At 59.2% G+C, this 23,865-nt stretch carries 19 protein-coding genes, 1 tRNA gene and 2 pseudogenes; 16 read left to right on the forward strand and 6 right to left on the reverse strand.

Going from position 1 to position 23,865, the window contains the following annotated elements:
* The 9 genes and pseudogenes from HS968_RS10175 (at position 1) to HS968_RS10215 (ending at position 10,405) form a co-directional block, all read left to right on the forward strand.
* Positions 1 to 6,354, forward strand: a complete 6,354-nt coding sequence (locus HS968_RS10175; RefSeq protein ID WP_182371146.1) for a two-partner secretion domain-containing protein — start codon at positions 1 to 3, stop codon at positions 6,352 to 6,354.
* A gap of 9 nt (positions 6,355 to 6,363) precedes the next feature.
* Positions 6,364 to 6,612, forward strand: a complete 249-nt coding sequence (locus tag HS968_RS10180; protein WP_182371147.1) for a hypothetical protein — start codon at positions 6,364 to 6,366, stop codon at positions 6,610 to 6,612.
* Between the two features lie 641 nt (positions 6,613 to 7,253).
* Positions 7,254 to 7,616: pseudogene (locus HS968_RS10185) on the forward strand (EndoU domain-containing protein); the annotation flags it as partial.
* Between the two features lie 6 nt (positions 7,617 to 7,622).
* Positions 7,623 to 7,877 carry a MafI family immunity protein gene (locus tag HS968_RS10190; protein WP_182371149.1) on the forward strand — a complete coding sequence of 85 codons (255 nt, stop codon included), beginning with the start codon at positions 7,623 to 7,625 and terminating at the stop codon, positions 7,875 to 7,877.
* A 418-nt stretch (positions 7,878 to 8,295) separates the two neighbouring features.
* A complete protein-coding gene (locus tag HS968_RS26365) occupies positions 8,296 to 8,562 on the forward strand; it encodes a transposase (RefSeq protein ID WP_238338931.1) in 267 nt (88 codons plus the stop codon).
* A gap of 471 nt (positions 8,563 to 9,033) precedes the next feature.
* On the forward strand, positions 9,034 to 9,315 hold the full coding sequence (locus HS968_RS10200) for a YrhB domain-containing protein (RefSeq protein ID WP_182371150.1): 282 nt from the start codon (positions 9,034 to 9,036) through the stop codon (positions 9,313 to 9,315).
* An 18-nt stretch (positions 9,316 to 9,333) separates the two neighbouring features.
* Positions 9,334 to 9,621 carry a polymorphic toxin type 50 domain-containing protein gene (locus HS968_RS26645; RefSeq protein ID WP_182371151.1) on the forward strand — a complete coding sequence of 96 codons (288 nt, stop codon included), beginning with the start codon at positions 9,334 to 9,336 and terminating at the stop codon, positions 9,619 to 9,621.
* 30 nt (positions 9,622 to 9,651) lie between these two features.
* Positions 9,652 to 9,933 (forward strand): hypothetical protein, encoded by a 282-nt coding sequence (locus tag HS968_RS10210; protein WP_182371152.1) that lies wholly within the window; start codon positions 9,652 to 9,654, stop codon positions 9,931 to 9,933.
* Between the two features lie 169 nt (positions 9,934 to 10,102).
* Positions 10,103 to 10,405 (forward strand): transposase, encoded by a 303-nt coding sequence (locus HS968_RS10215; RefSeq protein ID WP_238338932.1) that lies wholly within the window; start codon positions 10,103 to 10,105, stop codon positions 10,403 to 10,405.
* Between the two features lie 15 nt (positions 10,406 to 10,420).
* Here the strand turns inward: HS968_RS10215 and HS968_RS10220 are convergent.
* Positions 10,421 to 11,504, reverse strand: a pseudogene (locus HS968_RS10220) (IS3 family transposase); the annotation flags it as partial.
* Positions 11,505 to 11,716: 212 nt separating this feature from the next.
* On the opposite strand from HS968_RS10220, the gene HS968_RS10225 reads away from it, so the two are divergent.
* Positions 11,717 to 11,806, forward strand: a tRNA-Ser gene (locus tag HS968_RS10225).
* Positions 11,807 to 12,274: 468 nt separating this feature from the next.
* Here HS968_RS10225 and metR read toward each other — a convergent pair.
* Complete coding sequence (gene metR / locus HS968_RS10230) at positions 12,275 to 13,192, reverse strand: transcriptional regulator MetR (protein ID WP_182371153.1); 918 nt, start codon at positions 13,190 to 13,192, stop codon at positions 12,275 to 12,277.
* A 167-nt stretch (positions 13,193 to 13,359) separates the two neighbouring features.
* Between metR and metE the strand changes: the two genes are divergently transcribed.
* Positions 13,360 to 15,666, forward strand: coding sequence for a 5-methyltetrahydropteroyltriglutamate--homocysteine S-methyltransferase (gene metE, locus HS968_RS10235; protein ID WP_182371154.1), 2,307 nt, complete (start codon positions 13,360 to 13,362; stop codon positions 15,664 to 15,666).
* 175 nt (positions 15,667 to 15,841) lie between these two features.
* Positions 15,842 to 16,831 carry an alpha/beta fold hydrolase gene (locus HS968_RS10240; RefSeq protein WP_182371155.1) on the forward strand — a complete coding sequence of 330 codons (990 nt, stop codon included), beginning with the start codon at positions 15,842 to 15,844 and terminating at the stop codon, positions 16,829 to 16,831.
* A gap of 12 nt (positions 16,832 to 16,843) precedes the next feature.
* Here the strand turns inward: HS968_RS10240 and HS968_RS10245 are convergent, their stop codons facing one another.
* Complete coding sequence (locus tag HS968_RS10245; protein ID WP_119695018.1) at positions 16,844 to 17,104, reverse strand: DUF6316 family protein; 261 nt, start codon at positions 17,102 to 17,104, stop codon at positions 16,844 to 16,846.
* 278 nt (positions 17,105 to 17,382) lie between these two features.
* On the opposite strand from HS968_RS10245, the gene HS968_RS10250 reads away from it, so the two are divergent.
* Positions 17,383 to 18,321 carry a DMT family transporter gene (locus HS968_RS10250; RefSeq protein ID WP_182371156.1) on the forward strand — a complete coding sequence of 313 codons (939 nt, stop codon included), beginning with the start codon at positions 17,383 to 17,385 and terminating at the stop codon, positions 18,319 to 18,321.
* Positions 18,322 to 18,544: 223 nt separating this feature from the next.
* On the opposite strand, the gene HS968_RS10255 is transcribed toward HS968_RS10250, so the two are convergent.
* From HS968_RS10255 to HS968_RS10265, 3 genes are all read right to left on the reverse strand, one after another.
* Positions 18,545 to 19,162 (reverse strand): NAD(P)H-dependent oxidoreductase, encoded by a 618-nt coding sequence (locus HS968_RS10255; RefSeq protein ID WP_182371157.1) that lies wholly within the window; start codon positions 19,160 to 19,162, stop codon positions 18,545 to 18,547.
* Positions 19,155 to 20,549: a class II fumarate hydratase gene (locus tag HS968_RS10260; RefSeq protein WP_182371158.1), complete on the reverse strand. Its 1,395-nt coding sequence runs from the start codon at positions 20,547 to 20,549 to the stop codon at positions 19,155 to 19,157. The genes HS968_RS10255 and HS968_RS10260 overlap by 8 nt, the downstream gene beginning before the upstream one ends.
* An 87-nt stretch (positions 20,550 to 20,636) precedes the next feature.
* Positions 20,637 to 21,650 (reverse strand): DUF2804 domain-containing protein, encoded by a 1,014-nt coding sequence (locus tag HS968_RS10265; RefSeq protein WP_182371159.1) that lies wholly within the window; start codon positions 21,648 to 21,650, stop codon positions 20,637 to 20,639.
* A 279-nt stretch (positions 21,651 to 21,929) separates the two neighbouring features.
* Here HS968_RS10265 and HS968_RS10270 point away from each other — a divergent pair, with 279 nt between their 5' ends.
* The 3 genes from HS968_RS10270 (at position 21,930) to trhO (ending at position 23,864) form a co-directional block, all read left to right on the forward strand.
* Entirely contained in the window at positions 21,930 to 22,424 is a 495-nt protein-coding gene (locus HS968_RS10270; protein ID WP_106736193.1) for a DUF2059 domain-containing protein, read from the forward strand.
* Between the two features lie 11 nt (positions 22,425 to 22,435).
* Positions 22,436 to 22,741 (forward strand): BolA family protein, encoded by a 306-nt coding sequence (locus HS968_RS10275; RefSeq protein WP_182371160.1) that lies wholly within the window; start codon positions 22,436 to 22,438, stop codon positions 22,739 to 22,741.
* 184 nt (positions 22,742 to 22,925) lie between these two features.
* On the forward strand, positions 22,926 to 23,864 hold the full coding sequence (trhO, locus tag HS968_RS10280; RefSeq protein WP_119695022.1) for an oxygen-dependent tRNA uridine(34) hydroxylase TrhO: 939 nt from the start codon (positions 22,926 to 22,928) through the stop codon (positions 23,862 to 23,864).
* Position 23,865 lies beyond the last annotated feature (1 nt).

Here is a 23,865-nt window from a genome sequence, read left to right on the forward strand (position 1 = left end):
ATGGACGTACGCAGTCCCCTGTTTCAGAACATCGCCCTCATCGTTGCCGGCGTGCTGTTTCTCAACCCCATCGTCGCCACCGCGGCGCAACTGACGGTTGATCAGGCCGCAGGTGGCAACACGGCCGTGACCCAGGCGCAGAACGGTGTGCCGATGGTCAACATCGCCACGCCCAACGGCAGCGGCCTGTCGCACAACAAGTTCACCGACTACAACGTCGGCCAGCAGGGGCTGATCCTCAACAACAGCGCGCAGAACGTGGTGCAGACCCAGCTGGGCGGCTATGTGGTCGGCAACCCCAACCTCAAGAACGGCGCTGCCGGCCTGATCCTCAATGAGGTCACCGGTGGCAATACCAGCCAGCTCAAGGGCTACACGGAAGTGGCCGGGCGTTCGGCTGCCGTCATCGTCGCCAACCCGCACGGCATCACCTGCGATGGCTGCGGCTTCATCAACACCCCGCGCGTTACCCTCAGCACCGGTACGCCGGTGATCGAGAATGGCCGCTTGCAGCGTTTCGACGTCGACGGCGGGCAGATCGCCATCGAAGGGCAAGGCCTCAATGCTGGCAACGTCGACCAGTTCGACCTGATCACCCGCAGCGCGCAGCTCAACGCTGAACTGCACGCGAAGAAGCTCAACATCGTTACCGGCCGCAACGAGGTGGATGCCACCACCCTGGCCGCAACCGCCAAGGTCGACGACGGTTCGAACAAACCCATGCTGGCCATCGACAGTTCGGCGCTGGGCGGCATGTACGCCGGCGCCATTCGTCTGGTCGGCACCGAGCAGGGCGTAGGCGTGAAGCTGGCCGGCGACATGGCCGCCAGTGCCGGGGATATCCAGATCGATGTCAATGGCCAATTGAGCCTGGCGCGGGTCGCGGCCAGCAATGACCTGAAACTGGCCGCCAACGAGATTGAGCTGAACGCCGATACTTATGCCGGTCGTAACGCGACAGTCACAGCCTCGGACAAGACCCTGGTGAAGGAAAGCCTGGCGGCAGGTAGTCGCCTCGAGGTCGGGGGCGGTGAGCTGGACAATCAGGGCATCGTCGAGGCAGGAGTCAAGGCCGATGGCACGCTTGTGACTGACAGCAAGCTGGTATTGAACAGCCAACGTGTCACCAACCGCGGCGAGCTGATCGCCCGTGGCAGCCTAGAGGCGGATGTCGACGTGCTGGATAACAGCAGTGGCAAGCTGCTCAGTGCTGGTGAGGCCAATATCCAGGCGGTGCAACTCAGCAACAGCCAGGGGCAAATCATCGCGCAAAAGGACCTGGAGCTCGGTGGTAGCGCCCTGAGCAACCAGGATGGTGACGTACTGGCAGCCGGCGAGTTGCGAGTCGATGCCGAGTCGCTGGACAACCGAGGCGGCACCCTCGCCGCTGACTCCATCCATGTGAAACTGGTAGGGGCGCTGGAGAACGCACAGGGGCTGATCGAATCCAGTAAAACACTGACGCTTGCTATTGGCAGCGCCCAGAACAGTGATGGTCGTTTGCGTGCGCTGGCCAGTAGCGGCAAGAGCGACTTCCAGATTGGCGGCTCATTCGACAATGCTCAGGGCCTGGTAGAAATCGGCAACGCTGCCTTCGCACTCACTAGCGGTTCACTGAATAATCTGGGCGGTACGGTTCGCCATCTCGGTACTCAAGGATTCGAGCTGGCGCTTGCTGATCTGGGCGGGGCCGGTGGGCGTTTCACCACCAATGGTGAGTTGAGTCTCAGTGCCGTTGACTGGATGAACACCAGTGAACTGCAGGCCGAGCGCCTGACCCTGAATATCGGTCAGTTCACCCAGACGGCCGAGGGCCAACTGATCTCGCGACAGAGTATCGTCGCGACCGGTGACACCTGGGTCAACGATGGGGTCATCGCCACCGACGGCTCGCTCGACCTGACGCTCAGTGGCCGTTATGAGGGCAATGGTGCACTACGTAGCCAGGGCGACCTCACCTTCAAGGCTGCGGGCGCCGAGTTCGGCAACGGCGCCCAGGCCAAGAGCGGAGGTATTGGGCGCTTCGAACTGAGCGGCCAATTGCTCAACCAAGGTCGCCTGACGGCGGCGCAGGACATGTCCCTCAGCCTGGGCAGCCTCGATAACCGTGGCACCTTGGGAGGCAGTGGCCTGCTGCGCATTGAGGGCGACTCGCTGCATAACGAGCAGGGCCTCATATTCAGCGGCGCAGACATGACCCTGCGCACCGCCAGCCTGGTCAATCTGCTGGGCGATATCTACAGCCTGGGTGAACTGGACGTTGCCCGTGATGAAGAGGGCGGCACTCTCGATCTGTTGGAAAACCGCTCGGCTAGCATCGAATCCACAGGTGATATGACCTTGCGTGCAGCGGTGCTGTATAGCCGTAAGGACATATTCGACTGGCAGCTTGCTCAGACCTACGGTTGGATCAGTGTGCGCTGCTACGACTGCAGTGGAGATCACCACAACGTCGATTACATTGCTACTGAGCGTTTCACTGCGACCGTCGAGGCGGATTCCGCTTCTTCACGTATTCATAGCGGCGCGAATCTGACCCTAAAAGGCGACGAGATCGCTAACCGTTACAGCATTATGAGTGCGGTCGGCGATATCGACATCAATGCCGACAGCCTGGAAAACACAGGTGCCACGCTGGCTTCGGTGCAGCGCGTGCGGACGTTCAACACCGGTCGGGTTACCGATGGCACAGATGAGCGCTATCGTGCCGCTCATATCAATCCGTACAACTCGAGTGGCTTGCCCAAGACAGTTCCAGGGGCGCTGTACAACTTTAGATTGGTCAGCGACATCCAGACCGAAACGCCCATCGGCGTCGCTGCTCCCGGCATCATCCAGGCTGGTGGCGATATACGTATCCAGGCCAGCCAGCCGATTAGCAATGAGTCCGTCCTGGCCCACAACGCTCCTCAGGGGGGAACGCAGCAAACGCTGGAAACCACGGTCGGCGGTGCGTCTGCCCCCCTGGTCGTCCAGCTCAATCCGCAACTGCCTGCCGACACGGCGCAGCAGGCGGTCGATCCCATCAGCCTTCCTGGCTTCAGCCTGCCGCAAGGGCAGAATGGCCTGTTCCAGACCAATAACGATCCCGGCCATCGCTACCTGATTGAAACCAATCCGGCCTTCGCCGACCTCAAGCAATTCGTTAGCTCCGACTACATGCTCGGCCTGCTCGGTTTCGACACCGACGCAGCGCAGAAGCGCCTGGGCGATGGCCTATATGAGCAGCGCCTGCTTGAACAGGCCGTTGCTGCACGTACCGGTAAACGCTACCTCGATGGTTTCACCAACAACGACGCGCAGTTCCGCTACCTGATGGACAACGCCATCGCCAGCAAGTATGCGCTGAGCCTGTCGGTTGGCGTGGGGCTTTCCGCGTCCCAGGTGGCTGCCCTGACCCACGACATCGTCTGGCTCGAAGAGCGTGAGGTGAACGGCGAGAAAGTACTGGTGCCGGTGCTTTATCTGGCCCAGGTCGGTGATCGTCTGGCACCGAGCGGCGCCTTGATTCAGGGCCAGGATGTCGCCCTGATCAGCGGCGGCAACCTGAACAACAGCGGCACCTTGCGCGCCAGTGAAAACCTCAGCGTCACCGCTGCCGGCATTGGCAACAGCGGTTTGATGCAGGCGAGCGACCGCCTGCAACTGCTGGCGACCAACAGCATCCGCAACGCTCAGGGCGGCATCATCAATGGTCAGGACGTTTCCCTCATTGCCCTGACAGGCGACATCAGCAACGAACGCACCATCAGCAAGCAGAGCCTGAGCGGCAAGGGCTTCAGCCAGTTGACCAGCGTGGTGGACAACGCCGCCGGCATCGAAGCCGGCAACGACCTGCAACTGCTCGCCGGGGGCGATATCAAGAATATCGGCGGTAGCCTCAAGGCAGGCGGCGACGCCAAGCTTGATGCCGGTGGCGACGTGATCATCGCCTCTGCCGCCGAAGAACACGGCAGCATGCGTCAGGACAAGCGCCACTTCTGGAGCACCACCAGCACCACCCAGCATGGCAGCGATGTGCAGGTGGGTGGCGACCTGGCCGTGACTGCCGAGCAGGACATTGCCGTCGTGGCCAGCACGGTGAAGACGGGCGGCGACGTGCTGCTGGATGCTGGCCGCGACGTGACCATCGCTGCAGCGGCCAACGAGAGCAGCAGCGAGTACCGCTACAAGCGCAGTGGCAAGAAGATCAACCAGGAAAACAGCAGCGTACGCCAGCAGGCGGCGGTGATCGAGGCGGGTGGGGATCTGGATGTGTGGGCCGAAGGCAACCTGATCCTCAGCGCCAGCCAGCTCAAGGCCGAGGGTGAAGCTTACCTGTATGCCGGTGAGCAACTCGCGTTGCTGGTGGCTCAGAACAGCGATTACTACCTCTACGACATGAAGAAGAAGGGCTCCTGGGGCAGTAAGAAAACCCAGCGAGACGAAGTTACCACGGTACGCAATGTCGGCAGCAGCATCACCACGGGTGGTGATCTGACACTGGTCAGCGAGGGCGACCAGCTCTATCAGAAGGCGCGTCTGGAAAGCGGCAATGATTTGATCCTCGACAGTGGTGGCAGCATCACCTTCGAAGCGGTCAAGGATCTCGATCAGGAAAGTCACGAGAAGAGCAAGAGCAGTTGGGCGTGGACGTCGGCCAAGGGGAAGGGCACCACGGATGAGACCCTCTACCAGAGCCAACTGATCGCCAAGGGCGAGCTGGTGATTCACGCCGTGGACGGTTTGAAGATCGACGTCAAGGAGGTCAACCAACAATCCGTCAGCCAGACCATCGATGCCATGGTGCAGGCCGATCCGAGCCTGGCGTGGATCAAGGAGATGGAGCTGCGCGGGGATGTCGATTGGCGTCAGGTGAAGGAGATACATGACTCCTTCAAGTACAGCCACTCGGGGTTGGGGGGGGCTGCAGCGCTTGTCATTGCAATTATCGTTACGTACCTAACATGGGGGGCTGGTTCAGCCATTGCCGGCTCTGCCAGCTCAGCTGCTGCGGGGGCGGGTGCGGGAGCCAGTACGGCGGCCTTTGCTGGATCCGCAGCCCAGGCGGTTTTCCATGCTGCCGTTAACAGCGCGGCGATTAGTACGGTGAACAACCAGGGAGACCTGGGCGCGGTTCTGAAGGATGTGACTTCCAGCGATGCGTTGAAGGGCTACGCCGTGTCGGCCATCAGTGGAGGAATGACAGGCGGTCTGGATGGCGGCCTGACGGCGGGCAATGTAGGGCTTCGACTGGCGGTGAACAGTGCGCTCGATACCCTGGTGAATGGTGACAGCTTCAAGGACAACCTGGTGCAGGCCGGAATAAACCTGGCGGCCAATGCATTGACTGGAGCCATCTACGAGCAGGTGGGCGACAGCCTGGTGGGCAGCGGTTTGTCCACCAAAGTGGCCGTACATGCCATCGTGGGTGGCTTGATTGCGGAAGCGGCAGGTGGTGACTTCAAGACGGGCGCTCTTGCTGCAGGAGCCAACGAAGCGCTCCTGGAGCTTATAGGCGACAAGCTATTCCCCGGAGCTGCTCATGAGCAAGTGATCGCCATGACCTCGCAGTTGGTGGGAATGACGGTTGCGGCGGCGGCAGGTGGTGATGACAAGGCACAGGAAAAGGCCGGATGGGTGGCGCAGCAGGCGGCTATCTACAACCATATCCTGCATGAGAAGAATGCCGAGAGCTTCGCGCAAGGTATACAGGATGCCTGTGCCCAGCGGCCAGATCTTTGCGGTTCGGGTTATCAGGATGTGAGCCAGCAAGAGCTGGTTCATGCCCTGCGGGTGACGGCAGAGCATGGGGTTGGGATCGAGAACGTTAATCCAGAGGCATTGAGGCTGGTTAACCAGTTCTTGGTCATGTTCTCGGGAACCTCGGATACGCTGTTTAGCCCGACCGACTCAGAACAGGCTAGGATAGATGTTATTGACACTGCCGAGCTTATTGGGGCGGGCATCTCGCTTGCTACAGCGGCGAAGACTGCTCTGAAAAGTGGTGGCGGGCTGCTGGATCGCTTGAAGGGGTTGTTTGGAGGTGGGGAAAAAGCAACTAGTGAAGTTTCTGGATCGGTAAAAGATTTCTCAATTGCTGATCGAGTATTTGGTCAGCTTAATGATCCCAGGATGGGACAGCTTGCGGGTAAGCTCGATGCTAATGCTCTGCAGAAGCTTGCCAATAGCCCAAGCGCTACCCGTGTGTTAGACACAAGGACGGGGCATATAAATGTTATTCAAGAGGTTGAAGGGAAATTAATTCGAATTACTGTGCCGAGAAATGAAATGAAGATTATTTCTGTCGGTCCAATTCGGCCTAATCAAGTCAAGAATTTGTTAGGTAAGGGCGAATTTGTCCCGCTGCCTTGAGGTGTAGGTATGGCTTCGATTCATATTGAGGAAATTCAGAAAATCTTATCTGCGCAAGGAGGCTGTGATGCCCTGCCACATCAAGACAATGGGGAGGGATATTTTCTGGAAATTAGATTCGATAACGCTGATCGAAAGTCGTCTGGCGTTATTGATGAAGAGTACAAAAACAAGGTAATAACGCTTGATTGCCCATACGGCATAGTCACTATTTTGTGTGATGAAGAAGGGCAATTAAGGTCACTCGATTTAAGTTGATTTTTAGACTAGCGAAAAAAAGGGGGAGATTCTGAATAATCCCCACAAATTTACTCCAGCGCCTGAGCTTGCCGGTGTACCTCATCACGTAGCAATAACTCCATCTTAAGCGGAGAAGGGGACAAAGCGGAGAAGGGGACAGATTTATTTTCGGCTGCCGGTGATGCGGGGCAATAAATAAATCTGTCCCCTTTTCTCGAGCGGATGCAGCGAGTGCCAGTTGTGGAAAACTACTTGCCGATGCACTTTTAGCCCGGGAAAGCTTTGCACCTTATAGAGGGACGCCGGAATGGAATGCGCAGATAAACGATGATCCGGCGCTGCAGCAGTATAGCTTTGAGCGTGAGGTTCAGAGCATCACCAACGCGCTTGCGCAGACGCCGCAGACTACGCCGGAACTGAAGCGGCTGGTTGAGGCTATTGTTGGATTTGGAGCTGACTTCACACCAGTCGGCGATGTAAAGGCGCTTATTGAGGCTGAAACACCTTTTGATTACCTGATGGCTTCAGTCGGGGTGGTGCCGGGCGTGGGGGATGCCGCTGTACTGGGTATCAAAAAAGCCAAAGACCTGTTCAAGGAGGGTAAGGTTGCAGAATCTGCAAAAGTGTTGGAGGATTTGTCGGGTGGGGCAAAAGCGACTGGAAAGGATTATGTCGATATTCTTTCCCCTGAAGCTAAAAAACATATTTTGTATGGCGACAAGCCTGGAAGTGGTGGCCATATGTGGCCAGGTCAACCAGGGAAGACAGTTTTCCCTCAGAGTTGGTCGGCAGATAAAATAGTTCACGAGGTTGGCGACATTGCGACGTCTCCTAATACCAAGTGGTACGCCCAAACAGGAACTGGCGGGATTTATACAAGCAAAGGCGATCCTGCCAAATGGGTTGCTTATGAAGTGCGTGACGGAGTTCGTATGCGTGTTGTTTACCAGCCAGCTACAGGCAAGGTGGTCACGGCCTTTCCCGACAATGCACCAATTCCACCCTATAAGCCCATAAAGTAGGTCTCTATGTACGCTGATCGTATTGTAAAATTTGGAGAGCGATTCCAGGGGCGGCTAGATTCTACGCTGCTTCAGGGAGCATTAGATTATGTCGGATATAGTGAAGAGAGCCTGGCTTTCGAGATTTTGTGTGACCATATTTGCGAATATGATGTATCTATAAGTGATGAGGAATATGCCGAGGCTATTCAATTAGCCTTGGATATGGGGTTCTCTTTGGAAGAGGGGCCATTCAGGCATCTGAAGGGCTTGAAGTCATAGATTTACAGTTGGTGCAAAAGCAACTGCTAGCGCGCTGCCATCTAAGTTGCCGGAGAACCTCACTGGTTACGCCAATCCAGCAGACATTAAGTTCACTCAGAATAGTGTTTCGAACACCTTCAAGGATGGGCAGTCCCTTCAGTCGACGATTGATGGACTAAAGTCTGGAAAGATATCGCCTGATGATTTTCCGCCGATACGTGTCTTTGAGAAAGATGGCGTAATTTACAGTTTGGACAATCGTCGTTTATTAGCTGCTTCTCAGGCTGGTGTCCCAATAAAAATCGTTCCTGCTACTCCGGCGGAGGTGGCGAAGGAAGCCTGGAAAATGACCACTCCCAATGGTGGGGGAATAACAATAGGGGACAGACCACGTTTATTGGTCTAGGGTTATGGAATTCCATGGAAGGAGGTCTGTATGCCACGTCGAGCACGAATATCACTGCCAAGCGTTTCAGCTCATCTGATTCAGAGAGGGAATAATCGCTCAGCCTGTTTTTACGCTGACGGGGACTATCTTTTTTATCTGGATGTATTGGTGGAGCAAGCAAAGAAGCATGGATGTGCGATCCATGCCTGGTGTCTGATGACCAACCATGTTCATTTGTTGGCCACGCCCGAAAGTCCTGATAGTGCAGGGTTAATGATGAAGGGGGCTAGGGCAGCGTTACGTGCAGTATGTTAATCGCACATACCGCCGTAGCGGGACGCTGTGGGAGGGTCGTTTCCGCTCGTGCCTCATGCAGGGAGAGGCATATGTGTTGGCTTGTTACCGATACATTGAGATGAATCCTGTACGTGCCGGTATGGTTGAGCACCCAGCTGAATATCGCTGGTCGAGCCATCGGGCCAACGCGCAGGGTGAGCCCTCAATGCTGCGCTGTCCGCATCCTCTCTACCAAGCATTGGGTCGAGATGAAAGGCTTAGGGCTGAGGCATACAGAGAGTTGTTCCGCTATCAGCTAGACCCAGGGTTGGTTGATCAAATACGTGCTGCTACAAATGGAAATTACGCACTGGGAAGCCCGAAATTTTCTGCTGAAGTTGAGGCTGCACTGGGGCGAAGAGTTACAAGAGGTAAGCCTGGGCGTCCCAAGATTGCGCCTGACCTTTAGTAAAAACGTGGTCTGTCCCCTAGTGTTTTGAGAACCAATTAATGATCACTTATGCGTGTGCCTTGGAGCGGGCAAAGGAGTATTTGACGGATTCTGAAATTCCTTTGCAAATTACATTTGAGGGTGAGTTTTCCGAGGGGTGGTACTTTTGCTATCAATCAAAGGATTTTTTGGAGACTGGTGAACTGTCAGCTCAGCTCGCAGGGAATGCCCCATTTTTAATTGATAAGCAGTCCGGTGAGATTCATGTTCTTGGAACAGCAAAGCCCTTAGAGAGTTATTTAGAGGACTACATGAGAGAGAAGTCCCTGAAATTAAGGTGATTTAATGGGGCAAAAGAGGTGCCCGCTGTTAAATGGAGTGCTCAAGAGAAGCACTTTCCAGGTCATAATTCGTACACGCCAGGCCGTAGTGTTTTGAGCAGTGACCCCCGCAAGCTTGCCGAAAGTGCTGGAACTGGACAGCAGGTCGGTAATATTCCACTTGGCATGCCAGGCTCGAAAGAAAGGGTGAATTTTGGTGGGCCTATAGGGACATATATAGATGGAGCAGGGGTGGCAACACCTACAGCGAATGAAATAATTCACTACTCTAAGGATGGTATCCATATTGTGCCAGTGAGGCCGTAAATAATGTGTTCTCTTGATGATTTGATCGTGATGGCCCGTCTGAATATTCAAAGGGCATTGTTAGGTGAGGTTTCAGGGAAGCTTCGTGCTGTTATATTTTCAGTATCGGGACTGATTCTGGATATTAGATTCTATTTTGACGGAGAAATCGATGATGATGATGATGATTTTGAGTCTGCCTCCTGTGTTGAAACTGAGGTGATTGCTGATTGCGAGGGTGACTGGGCGGTTACAGTGAAGTGCTTGCGGCTAGATGCCTCGGAGCCGATACTTGATCAGGGAGTTTGGGTGTTTAAGCAGCGTGAAATTTAAGAGTAATTAGGTTGGTGCAACAGAACCTATATTTAAAACCACTAAATAGTCCGGGGCTGCTGCTGAGGGCTTAGGTTTCAAGAAAATTAATGAAACGGTTCATGAGACAATAGGGGACAGACCACGTTTATTGGTCTAGATTTATGGAAATCCATGGAAGGAGATCTGTATGCCACGTCGAACACGTGTTTTATTGCCAGGTATTTCACTTCATCTGATTCAGAGAGGTAACAATCGCTCAGCCTGTTTTTACGCTGACGAGGATTATCTTTTTTATCTGGATGTATTGGTGGAGCAAGCAAAGAAACATGGATGCGCGATCCATGCCTGGTGTCTGATTACCAATCATGTTCATTTGTTGGTCACGCCCGAAAGTCCTGCTAGTGCAGGGCTCATGATGAAGGGGCCATGTAGTGGTCAACCCATCCCGGACAGTGAGCCGAAGTTTTTCTTCGGCCACCGAAGGCGGTAGCCCATCGTTGAACTAATGTGGCCTGATCCAGTTGTAGCGGTGCATCAGGTAATGACTGATGTCCCGCTGAGCCTCCTGAGCTGCCAGGTAACCGGTCGGTGGAATCCACTTCGACTTCAAACTGCGGAACAACCGCTCCATCGGTGAGTTGTCCCAGCAGTTACCTCGACGGCTCATACTCTGCTCCATCCGATATCGCCACAGCCGCTGCCGAAACAGGCGGCTGGCGTACTGACTACCCTGATCGGAGTGAAAAACAGCACCTGCTGCGGTTTGCCTCGTTGCTCGTAGGCCATGTCCAGCGTCTTGATGACCAGCTCAGCATCCGGCTTGACGGAAAGTGCCCAGCCGATCACTCACCTTGTATGCAGATCCTGCACCGCCGCCAGGTAATGCCAGCGACCTTGCGCCCAGATGTAGGTGATGTCGCCGCACCAGACCTGGTTAGGTCGTTCGGTGGTGAGCCGGTTCGGGATATCTGGCCGCTCAACTGTAGCCTGCTTGTAAGCGTGCGAGCCTGGTTGCTTGCTGACCAGACCTATCTCACGCATCAACCGGCGCACCCGAAAGCGGCCAATGCTTACGCCATCCTCACGCAACATACCCAGAATGCTGCGGCTGCCAGCCGAGCCTCGACCTTGGTTGAACAGCTGATTGACCTGACTGCGCAGGGCAACCCAGCGTGCATCAACACGGCAGCGCCGTAGACGATGGGCGTAGTAGCAAGAGCGCACCACGTCGAAGGCTGAACAGACCACTTCCACCGACTCCCACTCACTCAACTGGCCTATCAGCGCGTACGATTGAACTCGTCCGACATCAAGAGAGCGGTAGCCTTTTTTAGGATCGCTTTCTCCCGTTCCAGTCGGTCGATCATGGTTTCCAGCTCCTGGATTTTCTGCTGTGCGGGAGTCAATGCCTTACTCTCCGGGGTAACGCCCTGGCGCTCCTCTTGGAGCTGTTTCACCCAGCGACGAAGCGTCGATTCAACCAGCCCCAGCGAGCGAGCTGCTTCGATATGGCTGTAGCCCTGATCGAGCACCAGACCAGCGGCCTCTCGTTTGAACTCGGGCGTAAAGGAACGACGTTGCTTGGTCATCAGACACCTCTCTATGGCGAGCATTCTCGCCCTAAATGGATGTCCTGGATCAGTAGACCACTACACGTCAGGTTCAGGCTGGGCTAGCCATGCTAGCGAGGCCGGAAGCCTGCCTACCCTAGGGCGAACTTACACAACCACCTGATAGCACAAGAAAATTTTTAAAATAAGCTTCGCCAAAACGGATTGAGCTGTTATGATTCGCGCCGCTTGGGAAGATGCCGGAGTGGTCGAACGGGACGGATTCGAAATCCGTTGTGTCAGCAATGGCACCTAGGGTTCAAATCCCTATCTTCCCGCCATATGCAAGCAAAGCCCGAATCGCATCGCGATTCGGGCTTTTTCGTTTCTGGCTGATGACTTTTGTATGGCCGTTCGTGACCTTATCTGCGCACAAGCAACCCTCGATTCGCCCACAGGTGGCGTCTTACGGGGCTTGCCTGATTTTGTGAGTGAATGTGTGTAATTGAGGCTTGGCACAGTGCCACTGGCTGGACTACTCTCCGGTCACCGGGCTAACGAAGTGTCCCAACAGGCAGGATGCCGACCCCATGCACTTCGTTAGCTCGGTTATTAGTTTCAGCTCCGTTTGCCTTCAGGTGAGCGGAAACGACAAAGCCCTCGATCAGAGGGCTTTGTCGTTTCTGTGCGGCATGATCGCCGCTGTTCGCTCGTATTAAGAAGCGTCCCTGCCGTGCTTCCTTCCCCGCCCTTGATCTCAGCTTTCGTTAAGCCTAGGCGATATCTGGCTTTTTGCCATTGCTCGTGGTTCAGCGCGCCACGCTGACGCCTTCGAGGCTGGCGAAGGAGGTGTCCTTGGCGGTGAGGAGGAAGTCGCGCATGAAGGGCGCATCGAGCATGTCGGTGCGGATCGCTGCATAAAGCGTGGCGAACAGACCTTTCTCGCCCAGGCGCTTGGCGCGCACGTAGCCGCGCGAGCTGTATTCATGCAGCGCCCAGTTGGGCAGGCCGCAGACGCCGCGGCCGCTTGCCACCAGTTGCATCATCATCACGGTCAGTTCCGAGGTGCGCACCTGAGCGGGTTCGATGTCGGCCGGTTCGAGGAAGCGGGTGAAGATATCCAGGCGGTCACGTTCCACCGGGTAGGTGATCAGGGTTTCGCTTGCCAGATCCTGTGGCTGGATATGCGCCTTGGTCGCCAGGCGGTGTTGGTTGGCCACGGCGAGAATGGCTTCGTAGGTGAACAGCGGTACATAGGTGATGCCGCTCAGTTCCACCGGATCAGAGGTCACCACCAGGTCGAGGTCACCGCGAGCGAGTGCCGGCAGGGGGGCGAAGGAGAAACCCGAGGCTAGATCCAGCTCGACTTCCGGCCAGGCATCGCGGAACTGGTCGATGGTCGGCATCAGCCACTGGAAGCAGCTGTGGCATTCGATGGCCATGTGCAGGCGGCCGGCAGTGCCGCCGGCCAGGCGTGCCAGGTCGCGCTCGGCGCCACGCAGCAGGGGCAGGGCAGCGTCGGCCAGCTGCAACAGGCGCAGGCCGGCGCTGGTGAAGCGCACCGGCTTGGTCTTGCGTACGAACAGCTGCAGGCCCAGGCGTTCTTCCAATTCCTTGAACTGGTGCGACAGCGCCGATTGGGTCAGGTGCAGGCGCTCGGCGGCCTCGACCAGGCTGTCGGTTTCGCGCAGGGCGTGCAGGGTTTTCAGGTGGCGTAGCTCAAGCATGGCGGCTCTCGGCGAGGTTCATTCATCCAGTTCAATAGGTTGGATGAAAATGGTTCATGCAGATTACATGAGTAAATCTATAGATCAAGACGAAAATCTTGAGTTTGTCTCACTCTCTGGCCCTGCGGAGAATGGCGCCATCTCGATTCATTCTGGAGCGTTACGTCATGGCCTTGTCCCATTCCCTCGGTTTCCCCCGTATCGGTCGCGATCGCGAACTGAAAAAAGCCCTCGAAGCCCACTGGAAAGGTGAGCTGGACGAGGCCGGGCTGCGTGCGGTCGGCAAGCGTCTGCGTGCCGAGCACTGGCAGCTGCAGAAAGATGCCGGTATCGATCTGCTGCCTGCGGGCGACTTCGCCTGGTACGACCAGGTTCTGGGGCATTCCATGGCTTTTGGTGTCATTCCCGAGCGCTTCCGTCCGGCGTCCGGCAAGCCGACGCTGGACACGCTGTTCGCCATGGCGCGTGGCACCAGCAGCCACAGCTGTTGCGGTGGCGCTCATGCGCAAGAGATGACCAAGTGGTTCGATACCAACTACCACTACCTGGTGCCGGAGTTTTCCATCGATCAGCAGTTCGCTCTGAGCTGGGGGCAGTTGTTCGAGGAGGTCGACGAGGCCCATGCGCTGGGCCACAAGGTAAAGCCGGTGCTGATCGGCCCGCTGAGCTACCTGTGGCTGGGCAAGGTCAAGGGCGCTGCGGCTGAAACGGAGGGTTTCGACAAGCTGGAGCTGCTCGAGCGCCTGTTGCCGGTGTATGGCGAGATCCTCCAGCGCCTGGCGGCCCAAGGTGTGGAGTGGGTACAGATCGATGAGCCAATCCTGGTGCTGGATTTGCCGCAGGATTGGAAGAACGCCTTCGAGCGTGCCTACAACCTGATTCAGCGCGAACCGTGCAAGAAGTTGATCGCCACCTATTTCGGCGGACTGGAAGACAACCTGGGCCTGGCTGCCAATCTGCCAGTCGACGGGCTGCATATCGATCTGGTGCGCGCGCCGGAGCAGTACCCGACCATTCTCGACCGTTTGCCTGCTTACAAGGTGCTGTCGCTGGGTGTGGTCAATGGCCGCAATGTCTGGCGCTGTGATCTGGACAAGGCACTCGACGTGTTGCGCCACGCCCACGAGCGTCTCGGTGAGAGGCTGTGGGTCGCGCCGTCCTGTTCGCTGCTGCACAGCCCGGTGGATCTGGCCCGCGAAGACAAGCTCGATGCCGAGCTGAAGGGCTGGCTGGCCTTCGCCGTGCAGAAGTGCGAAGAAGTCGCCTTGCTGGGCCGAGCGCTGGAAGCACCGGAAGATGCCGAGGTGCAGGCCGGGTTGGCGCAGAGCCGTGCCGTGCAGGCGGAGCGTGCGGCTTCTGCGCGTATCCATAAGCCCGAGGTGCAGGCCCGCCTGGCAGCGATTCGTCCGCGTCATGCCCAGCGTCAGTCGCCGTTCGCCGAGCGCATCGAGCAGCAACGTGAGTGCCTGCAATTGCCACTGCTGCCGACCACTACCATCGGTTCGTTCCCGCAGACTTCGGCCATCCGTCTGGCGCGGCAGTCGTTCAAGCAGGGCAAGCTGAGTGCGGCCGAGTACACCGAGGCCATGTACAGCGAGATTCGCCACGCGGTTCAGGTACAGGAGCGCCTGGGGCTGGACGTGCTGGTACACGGCGAGGCCGAGCGTAACGACATGGTCGAGTATTTCGCCGAGCAGCTCGACGGCTATGCCTTCACCCGTTTCGGCTGGGTGCAGAGTTATGGTTCGCGCTGCGTCAAACCGGCGGTGATCGTCGGTGACCTGAGCCGCCCGCAGGCGATGACGGTGGAGTGGATCAAATACGCCCAGGGCCTGACCGACAAGGTGATGAAGGGCATGCTGACCGGCCCGGTGACCATGCTGATGTGGTCGTTCCCGCGCGAGGACGTCTCGCGTGAGGTGCAGGCGCGCCAGTTGGCCCTGGCCATCCGCGATGAGGTGGTGGATCTGGAGGCCGCCGGCATCAAGATTATTCAGATCGACGAAGCGGCGTTCCGTGAGGGCTTGCCGCTGCGTCAGGCGGCCTGGCAAGACTATCTGGATTGGGCGACCGAGGCATTTCGCCTGTGCGCGTCGGGTGTGCGTGACGAGACGCAGATCCATACCCATATGTGCTACAGCGAGTTCAATGACGTGATCGAGTCCATCGCGGCAATGGATGCCGACGTCATCACCATCGAAACCTCGCGTTCGGACATGGAGTTGCTGGAGGCCTTCGAGCGCTTCGCCTATCCCAACGAGATCGGCCCTGGCGTGTATGACATTCACTCGCCGCGCGTGCCGGACAGCGCCGAGATGGCGGGGCTGCTGCGCAAGGCCGCGCGGCGAATCCCGCTCGAGCGCCTGTGGGTCAATCCGGACTGTGGGCTGAAGACCCGCGCCTGGCCGGAGACCGAAGCGGCGTTGGTGAACATGGTCGCAGCGGCCAGACAGTTGCGCGTCGAGCTGGCCTGATTATCCACTGTTGCGAGGAAAGCCCCTCCCACGGTTCGCTGTGCGAGGGGCTTGCGTCGATCCTGGGATACCGCTCGTCCCCCTTCATCAAACTGTCACGCCCGTGTGGCAGCGCCATTGAGCAACTTTCATCAGACTCGCGCTTCAATGGGGTTCTGCGTTTCTGGTGTTTTCCATGCGTGCATTCATTTTCTTCGCTGCATTGCTGTGCGGCTTGCCGTCCTTTGCGGCCAATCGTTGTGACCTGTCCGAGCCGACCCGCTATGCGGATGTCGGCGACGTGCGGCTGGCCTATCAGAGCGTTGGCAGTGAGCGCGATCCTGCCTTGCTGCTGATCATGGGGCTGGGCGGGCAATTGATTCACTGGCCTGACGAAGTGGTCGAGCGCCTGTGTCAGCAGGGCTTTCGCGTCGTGCGCTTCGATAACCGTGACGTTGGCCTGAGCAGTTGGAGAACGCCTGCGCCAAGCATCAACCTGGCCTACGAGGTGGTGCGCTATCGGCTGGGGTTGTCACTGGGGGCGCCTTATCACTTGCGCGACATGGCCGCTGATGCGCTGGGGCTGATGGACAGCCTGGGCGTGGATGATTTTCATGTGTTGGGGGCGAGCATGGGCGGCATGATCGCCCAGCACCTGGCTGACCTGGCACCGCAGCGCGTGCGCAGCCTGACACTGGTGATGACCAGTTCCGGCGCGCAGGGCCTGCCGGCGCCCAGCGATGCGCTGGTAGCCCTGTTGGCGCGGCGAGAGGCGGGCAGTCGTGAGGCGGCTCTGCAGCAGCAGGCTGATCTGCTCGCGGCGTTGGGGAGTCCGTCGGTACACGATGATCGTGCGTTGCTGCTGCATCAGGCCGAGGTGGCTTACGACCGTGCCTTCAATCCCGAAGGTGTACAGCGCCAGCTATTGGCGATTCTCGCCGAGTCGAGCCGGGTCGAGCTGCTCAATCGTCTGCAGGTACCGACGCTGGTGGTTCATGGCACTGCCGATCCGTTGTTGCCGGTGATGCATGGCGTGCATGTTGCTGCGCATATCAAGGGCGCTGAGCTCAAGTTGATTCCGGGGCTGGCTCATCGTTTTCAGGAGGCGTTCAAGGAGCCATTGCTGGCTGCCGTGCTGCCGCATCTGGCAGCGCACCGGCAGGATCTGGGCCTGGCGCATCTTTGAGGGGAGGGGCAGTCACTGCTCCTGATTGTGCTTGATCGCCTCACGACGTTGCAGTTGGTCGATATGCTCGCTGCTGTGGCGCAGCAATTTGTCGGCCATGAGCATTCGTTCGATATAGCGCGCAATGTTCTGCTCGGCGTCATGGCGGGACAGATACGGCCCTTCCAGCGTGCCTTCGCGGGTGGCGAAGAAATACTGCCCATTGACGGCGCTCACGCGTGAACTGCGGTAGTGCGTCCCCGGATGAGGGTCGACGTTGCGTTGGCCGAACATGACAAGAACTCCATCTGCAGAGGCTGGATGAGTTGAGTCTACTGCGCGCCATGTGGCGCGTTGGGCAAAGCGATCAGTGGTCGATTTAGGCAGCCTGATCGCGGTTTTTTAGCGATATTTCTGTGATTTTGACGTCATCGCGCTGACGTTTCCGTTGCGGCGAGCGGTACAGTTGCCGCTGGCAACGAGGGGGAACTGTTACTGTGTCGCCCGTCTGAGCTCTCCTAGAATGATCGGCTGCGGTTGGCGAGCCTGCCTATCGCAAGCACGAGGTCGCCATGCATATCTCCTCTGGCCGTTGGATGTACGGCCTGTTCCTTGCCCTGACCACCTCGGTGTTGTGGGGCGTTTTGCCAATCAAGCTGAAAGAAGTTCTGCAGGTGATGGATCCGGTCACGGTCACCTGGTACCGCCTGATGGTGGCGGGGTCTCTGTTGTTTGCCTATCTGGCCGTATCGCGGCGCCTGCCGAGTTTCCGCCCGCTGGGGCGCAAGGGCGGCGGCTTGCTGGCGCTCGCCATTGGCGGGCTGACGGCCAATTACGTGCTGTACCTGATGGGGCTCAACCTGCTCAGCCCAGGCACCACGCAACTGGTGATTCAGGTGGCGCCGATCCTGCTGCTGATCAGCAGTGTGTTCATCTTCCGCGAGCGTTTCAGCCTCGGCCAGGCAATTGGCCTGGGGGTGATGCTGTTGGGTTTCGCGCTGTTCTTCAATCAGCGTCTGGATGAGCTGCTGACCTCGCTGACGACCTATACCACCGGCGTACTGACCGTGCTGGCCGCGGCCTTCGTCTGGACTTTCTATGGATTGGCGCAGAAGCAGTTGCTGACATCGTGGAGTTCGGTGCAGATCATGATGGTGATCTACCTGGCCTGCGCGCTGCTGCTGGTGCCCTGGGCGCAGCCGTTGCAGGTGCTGGAGCTGAACCCGCTGCAAGGCTGGCTGTTGCTGGCCTGCTGCCTGAATACTCTGGTGGCTTACGGTGCCTTCGCCGAGGCACTGGCGCACTGGGAGGCTTCACGGGTGAGCGCGACCCTGGCGTTGACGCCGCTGGTGACCTTCGCCTCGGTGGCGCTGGCGGCGAGCTGGTGGCCTGATCACGTGGTGCCCGAACAGGTCAACTGGATTGCCTATGCGGGAGCGGTGGTCGTCGTGCTCGGCTCGGCACTGACGGCTCTGGGCCCGTCGATCATGGCGAGCCTACGTAAACGGTAGGGTGCGCCGTGCGTACCGATTTTGCTCGAAGGTATGAGTTGCTTACCTGATGCGCCATGCGTGCTCTGGTATGCAGCTTTGTCTCGGCTAGAGCATCTTCCGGAGAGGAGGGGCGCATCGATGAGCTGTCGGTGCGCGCGGCGCACCTTACGGTGAATCGTGGCGAGGCGCTCCAGCGACGAGTCTTTGTCGCAACCGAAGCCCCTCCCGTGGCTGCTACAAACTAGGCCTTGGCCCCCAGGGCTTCGGCCTTGCGCAGCCAGTTCTGGCGTTGCTGTTCGCTGGATGGGCGTACCGGGGCGAATTCGCTCAGGCGGCGGGTCTTGATGCCGCAGAAGCCGAGGATGGTTCGCACCATCTGCCGGTGCGCTGGGGCGCCGTAGATCCAGCGGAAATACCAGGGTGGGGTGTCCATGGTCACCAGCAGATCGGCGCTGCGACCTTTGAGTAGCTTGTCCCACAACTGCGAACGGTTGCGGTATTTGAAGGCGAAACCCGGCAGGAATACCCGATCGAAGAAACCCTTGAGCAGCGCCGGCACGCCGCCCCACCAGACCGGGTAGACGAACACTAGGTGCTCGGCCCAGTGGATCAGACGCTGGGCTTCGAGCAGATCCGGTTCCAGGTTCTGACTCTGCTCGTAACCGTCGCGCAATACCGGGTCGAACTGCATTTCGCCCAGCTTGATCTGGCGTACCACGTGGCCTTTGCCGCGCGCGCCATGGCTGTATGCCTCGGCCAGAGCGTGGCAAAGACTGTCCTTCTTCGGCGTGCCGAGAACCAGCAGAATCCGTTTGCCATCGCCTTCCAGCGGGGTCGCACCGCTCTTGCCTTCAGTCATGCCGACTGGCTCCAAGCATGTCCTGTGGTCGAACCCATTGATCGAACTCCTCTTCGTTCAAGTAACCAAGCTGCAAGGCAGCCTGGCGCAGTGTGCTGCCTTCGGCGTAAGCCTTCTTGGCGATTTCAGCGGCCTTGTCATAGCCGATATGCGGGTTGAGCGCGGTGACCAGCATCAGTCCGCGTTCTAGGTGGGCGGCCATTTGCGCGGAGTCCGGTTGCAGGTCGGCGATGCAGTGCTGCTGGAAGTTACGGCTGCCGTCGGCGAGCAGGCGGATCGATTGCAGCAGGTTATGGATGATCACCGGCTTGAACACGTTGAGCTGCAGGTGGCCCTGGCTGGCAGCGAAGCTGATGGTGGCGTCGTTGCCCAGCACCTGGCAGGCCAGCATCGACAGCGCCTCGCACTGGGTCGGGTTGACCTTGCCAGGCATGATCGAGCTGCCTGGCTCGTTGGCCGGCAGGCGCACCTCGGCGAAGCCGGCGCGCGGGCCGGAACCAAGCAGGCGCAGATCGTTGGCCAGTTTCATCAGCGCCACGGCCAGGGTCTTGAGGGCGCCGGAGAGCTGTACCAGTGGCTCATGGCCGGAGAGGGCGGCGAACTTGTTCGGCGCACTGGTCAGCGGCAGGCCGGACAGCGCTGCCAGTTCCCCGGCGATGGCTTCGGCGAAGCCGGGAGGCGCGTTGAGGCCGGTGCCGACGGCGGTGCCGCCCTGAGCCAGTTCGCAGACCGCGGGCAGGGCGGCGCGAATGGCGGCTTCGGCATGGCCAAGCTGGGCGACGAAGGCGGAAAGCTCCTGGCCAAAGGTGATCGGCGTGGCATCCATCATGTGGGTGCGCCCGGTCTTGACCAGGTTGGCGTGGCGCTGCGCCTGTTCCTGCAGGCCGTCACGCAGTTCGGCGATGGCTGGCAGCAGGCTGTGTTTCACGGCCTGTGCCGCCGCGATGTGCATGGCGGTGGGGAAGCAGTCGTTGGAACTCTGCGCGCGATTGACGTGATCGTTGGGGTGTACCGGGCTCTTGCCGCCACGGCTGCCACCTGCCAGCTCATTGGCGCGACCGGCGATGACCTCGTTGACGTTCATGTTGCTCTGCGTGCCGCTGCCAGTCTGCCAGACCACCAGGGGGAATTGCGCGTCGTGCTGGCCGTCGAGCACTTCGTCCGCGGCCTGTTCGATCAGTCGGGCAATATCGGCTGGCAACTCGCCGCTGCGACTGTTGACCCGCGCAGCGGCTTTCTTGATCAGGGCCAGGGCATGCAGCACGGGCAGCGGCATGCGTTCGACGCCGATGGCGAAGTTGATCAGAGAACGCTGCGTCTGCGCGCCCCAGTAGGCTTCGTTGGGGACTTCGATGGGGCCGATGCTGTCGGTCTCGGTACGGCTCATGGGGTTCTCCGGAAGATGGGGCGAGGGTGCTTGGCAGTTTAGGCTGCCTCGCTGGAGACTGGTTCCACGGATTGTCTATCGGCCCTATTACCAGCGTGCGTGCGTCTCGCCGAGCCAACCCAGCGCCCCATCGACCGGCACGCGTTCGCCCTTGGGGCCGCGCAGCACGCCGCTGTAGTGGCCGAACCACTGCACGGTATTGGCATGGAAGGGGCCGAGCTTGGGGCAGGCGCGATGCAGCTGACGTGGGGTGAAGAGCAGTGAAGCGCTGTCGTCTGCGCTGTCCAGGCGCCACGGCGCCAGGGGCGCCTGCGAGCTGCGTTCGATCTGCATGGGGCTGTCCAGCAGTTGCACTTCACCGCCGAACCACAAGGCGTCTTCTGACAGGCCGCTGTGTTCCAGCCAGCCCGAGCCGAAGTTGCCGGCGATGCCGCCGGCTGCGGCAAAGGCCGCGCGTTGCCAGTAGCTGTTCAGTGGCCAGACGCCACGGCCGAAATCCAGTGCAGCGAAGCTTTGTCCGGGTGTGCAGCGGTATTGCTTGCGTCCCAGTTGCACGCTACCGGCGGCCGGCAGGCCGAGTTGTCGGCTGGTGGCGTGGAAGCCGCCGCCCTGCAGCGGTGCGACCAGATTGACCGATTGCAGGTGAGCGGGGCGCTGGATGTCCAGGGCCACCTGCAGTGGCTGGCCGCCGATATCCGGTGCTGTCGCGGTCAGGCGCAGTCGGCCTGGGTGCTCGTCGATGCGCAGTTGCAGGCGTGAATGGCTGAAGGCGTGGCTCTCCAGCGGCAGATCCGGCAGTTGGCAGCCCAGGGCGAAGGGGCGGAACTGGGTGTGCGCCACGGCCTGGCCGCTTTCCAGGTCTAGGAAATAGGCAGCGCCGTAGCCCAGGTAATCGAGGTCGGCGAGGGTCAGGGAGAGCATCCATTGCGGCGTGGTGATGCACCAGTGGTTCCAGCGCTTGCGGCGCCCCGCATGGCCGTGCAGGGTGCAGTCCACTTGTGGGCGGCTCGACCAGCCGACAGCGTCGTCCAGCAACCGGCCTTTGCTGTCGCAAAGCGGCTGTGGCGGGAGAGCGGTATAGGCGGTGGCGATACTGGTCATCGAGCACGTCCATGTGTGTGCGCAGGCTGGCGATCAATTGCCGAGGCGGGGAGTGCGCACGCCATCTATCTACTGGTGGATGTCGCAAAGCATGCCGAGCGCGCGCTAGCATGGGCAAGTACTGGCAATTTGGCAACTGACCAGCGGGTGCGCCAGTGGACATGCGCGTTGTGAGCCAGTGCACAACTCGCTGGAGCGCTTGAGGGAATTCGGCTCAGGGCACAAAATGCGGCCACCGCAGTCTACTCAGACTCATTCATCACCAGTGGAAGCCTCTCCATGCTCCGTTTCTCCCAACTGTGCACCGCCGTTCTGCTTAGCGCTTCGGCATCCCTGGCCATGGCCGATGCTGCCAGCCACGCCGCCGATGCCGAGCGCTTCCTCAAGCTGGCCCATGCCGACAAGCTGACCGTGCCGGTCTATGCCCAGGTACAGCAGATGTTCGCCCAGCGTTTCGCCCAGGCGCCAGAGGGCAAGAAAGCTGTGCTGGAGAGCTACCAGGCCAAGGCCAATACGGCATTGGACAAGGCGGTGGGCTGGGACAAGCTCAAGCCGGACATGGTCAAGCTCTACACCACCAACTTCAACGAGCAGGAACTCAAGGATCTGATCGCCTTCTATGAGTCGCCGCTGGGGCAGAAGGTGCTGCAGAAGATGCCGACCCTCACCGCACAGTCGGCGCAGATCACCCAGAGCAAGCTGGAAGCCGCGGTGCCGGAAGTGAATAAGCTGCTGGCCGATATGAGCAACGAGATCGGCGTTAAACAACCCTGATGGAGCCCATGATGTCCAAGCAAGACCTTCTCACCGCGGCCCTGACCGATCTGCAGCCCGAGCACCTCGACGTGCTGGATGAGAGCCATATGCACAGCCGCGGCCTGGAAACGCACTACAAGGCGGTGATCGTCAGCCCGGCGTTCTCGGGCCTGAATGCGGTCAAGCGGCACCAGAAGGTCTACGCCACGGTTGGCGAGCTGATGGGGCAGATCCATGCCCTGGCGCTGCATACCTACACCCCGGAGGAATGGGCAGCGCAGGGCGTGGCACCGGATTCGCCGACCTGCCATGGCGGCAGCAAGCACGACCACTGAGTTCGTCTGCCGGGCGCCCGCAAGGGTGCCAGGCCATCGTCCCTGCTGTAGAATCACCCCGCGCCGGCCCACGCCGGCGTTTTCGTTTGAATCGCGATCTGCGCCTTCGCCGCCTTGCCGGGGCGGTGCACGAGATCGCACCGCAGTCCGCCCTTTACGTGGGTGACTACTGAGAGAACTGTTCATGACCGACAAGATCGTCGTCGCGGCGCTGTACAAATTCGTCTCCCTGCCGGATTACCAAGCGCTGCGCGAACCCCTGCTGCAAACCCTGATCGATAACGACATCAAAGGCACCCTGCTGCTCGCCGAGGAAGGCATCAACGGCACCGTTTCCGGTAGCCGCGCCGGCATCGATGCGCTGCTCGCCTGGTTCCGTCTGGACGCGCGCCTGGCCGATATCGACCACAAGGAATCCTATTGCGATGAACAGCCGTTCTATCGAACCAAGGTCAAGCTGAAGAAGGAAATCGTCACCCTCGGTGTGCCGGGCGTAGACCCTAACCAGCGCGTCGGCACCTATGTCGAGCCGCAGGACTGGAACGCCCTGATCAGCGACCCGGAAGTGCTGCTGATCGACACCCGCAACGACTACGAAGTGGCCATCGGCACCTTCGAGGGCGCCATCGACCCGAAGACCAAGTCGTTCCGCGAATTTCCCGAGTACGTTCGCCAGCACTTCGACCCGAGCAAGCACAAGAAGGTGGCGATGTTCTGCACCGGTGGCATTCGCTGCGAGAAAGCCTCCAGCTACATGCTCGGCGAGGGGTTCGAAGAGGTCTATCACCTCAAGGGCGGCATTCTCAAATACCTCGAGGAAGTGCCGCAGGAAGAGACCAAATGGCAGGGCGACTGCTTCGTCTTCGATAACCGCGTCACCGTGCGTCATGATCTGTCCGAGGGCGAGTACGACCAGTGCCACGCCTGCCGCACGCCGATTTCCGTCGAGGATCGCCAGTCCGAGTTCTACAGCCCCGGCGTCAGTTGCCCGCACTGCTGGAATTCGCTCTCGGAGAAAACCCGCGAAGGCGCTCGCGAGCGGCAGAAGCAGATCGAGCTGGCGCGTGCGCGCAACCAGCCGCATCCCATCGGTCGTGACCCCCGCCAACTGAACGAGGCCTGAT

The organism is Pseudomonas berkeleyensis, assembly GCF_014109765.1.
Lineage (GTDB): Bacteria > Pseudomonadota > Gammaproteobacteria > Pseudomonadales > Pseudomonadaceae > Aquipseudomonas > Aquipseudomonas berkeleyensis.

Excerpts from the sequence above, each read along its gene's own strand:
- metR (WP_182371153.1), bottom strand. The coding sequence starts at position 13,192 with ATGCTTGAGCTACGCCACCTGAAAACCCTGCACGCCCTGCGCGAAACC.
- trhO (WP_119695022.1), top strand. The coding sequence starts at position 22,926 with ATGACCGACAAGATCGTCGTCGCGGCGCTGTACAAATTCGTCTCCCTG.
- HS968_RS10200 (WP_182371150.1), top strand. The coding sequence starts at position 9,034 with ATGATCACTTATGCGTGTGCCTTGGAGCGGGCAAAGGAGTATTTGACG.
- HS968_RS10175 (WP_182371146.1), top strand. The coding sequence starts at position 1 with ATGGACGTACGCAGTCCCCTGTTTCAGAACATCGCCCTCATCGTTGCC.
- HS968_RS10190 (WP_182371149.1), top strand. The coding sequence starts at position 7,623 with ATGTACGCTGATCGTATTGTAAAATTTGGAGAGCGATTCCAGGGGCGG.
- HS968_RS10245 (WP_119695018.1), bottom strand. The coding sequence starts at position 17,104 with ATGTTCGGCCAACGCAACGTCGACCCTCATCCGGGGACGCACTACCGC.
- HS968_RS10265 (WP_182371159.1), bottom strand. The coding sequence starts at position 21,650 with ATGACCAGTATCGCCACCGCCTATACCGCTCTCCCGCCACAGCCGCTT.
- HS968_RS26365 (WP_238338931.1), top strand. The coding sequence starts at position 8,296 with ATGCCACGTCGAGCACGAATATCACTGCCAAGCGTTTCAGCTCATCTG.
- HS968_RS10215 (WP_238338932.1), top strand. The coding sequence starts at position 10,103 with ATGCCACGTCGAACACGTGTTTTATTGCCAGGTATTTCACTTCATCTG.
- HS968_RS10255 (WP_182371157.1), bottom strand. The coding sequence starts at position 19,162 with ATGACTGAAGGCAAGAGCGGTGCGACCCCGCTGGAAGGCGATGGCAAA.
- HS968_RS10240 (WP_182371155.1), top strand. The coding sequence starts at position 15,842 with ATGCGTGCATTCATTTTCTTCGCTGCATTGCTGTGCGGCTTGCCGTCC.
- HS968_RS10270 (WP_106736193.1), top strand. The coding sequence starts at position 21,930 with ATGCTCCGTTTCTCCCAACTGTGCACCGCCGTTCTGCTTAGCGCTTCG.
- HS968_RS10260 (WP_182371158.1), bottom strand. The coding sequence starts at position 20,549 with ATGAGCCGTACCGAGACCGACAGCATCGGCCCCATCGAAGTCCCCAAC.
- metE (WP_182371154.1), top strand. The coding sequence starts at position 13,360 with ATGGCCTTGTCCCATTCCCTCGGTTTCCCCCGTATCGGTCGCGATCGC.
- HS968_RS10180 (WP_182371147.1), top strand. The coding sequence starts at position 6,364 with ATGGCTTCGATTCATATTGAGGAAATTCAGAAAATCTTATCTGCGCAA.
- HS968_RS10275 (WP_182371160.1), top strand. The coding sequence starts at position 22,436 with ATGTCCAAGCAAGACCTTCTCACCGCGGCCCTGACCGATCTGCAGCCC.
- HS968_RS10250 (WP_182371156.1), top strand. The coding sequence starts at position 17,383 with ATGCATATCTCCTCTGGCCGTTGGATGTACGGCCTGTTCCTTGCCCTG.
- HS968_RS10210 (WP_182371152.1), top strand. The coding sequence starts at position 9,652 with ATGGCCCGTCTGAATATTCAAAGGGCATTGTTAGGTGAGGTTTCAGGG.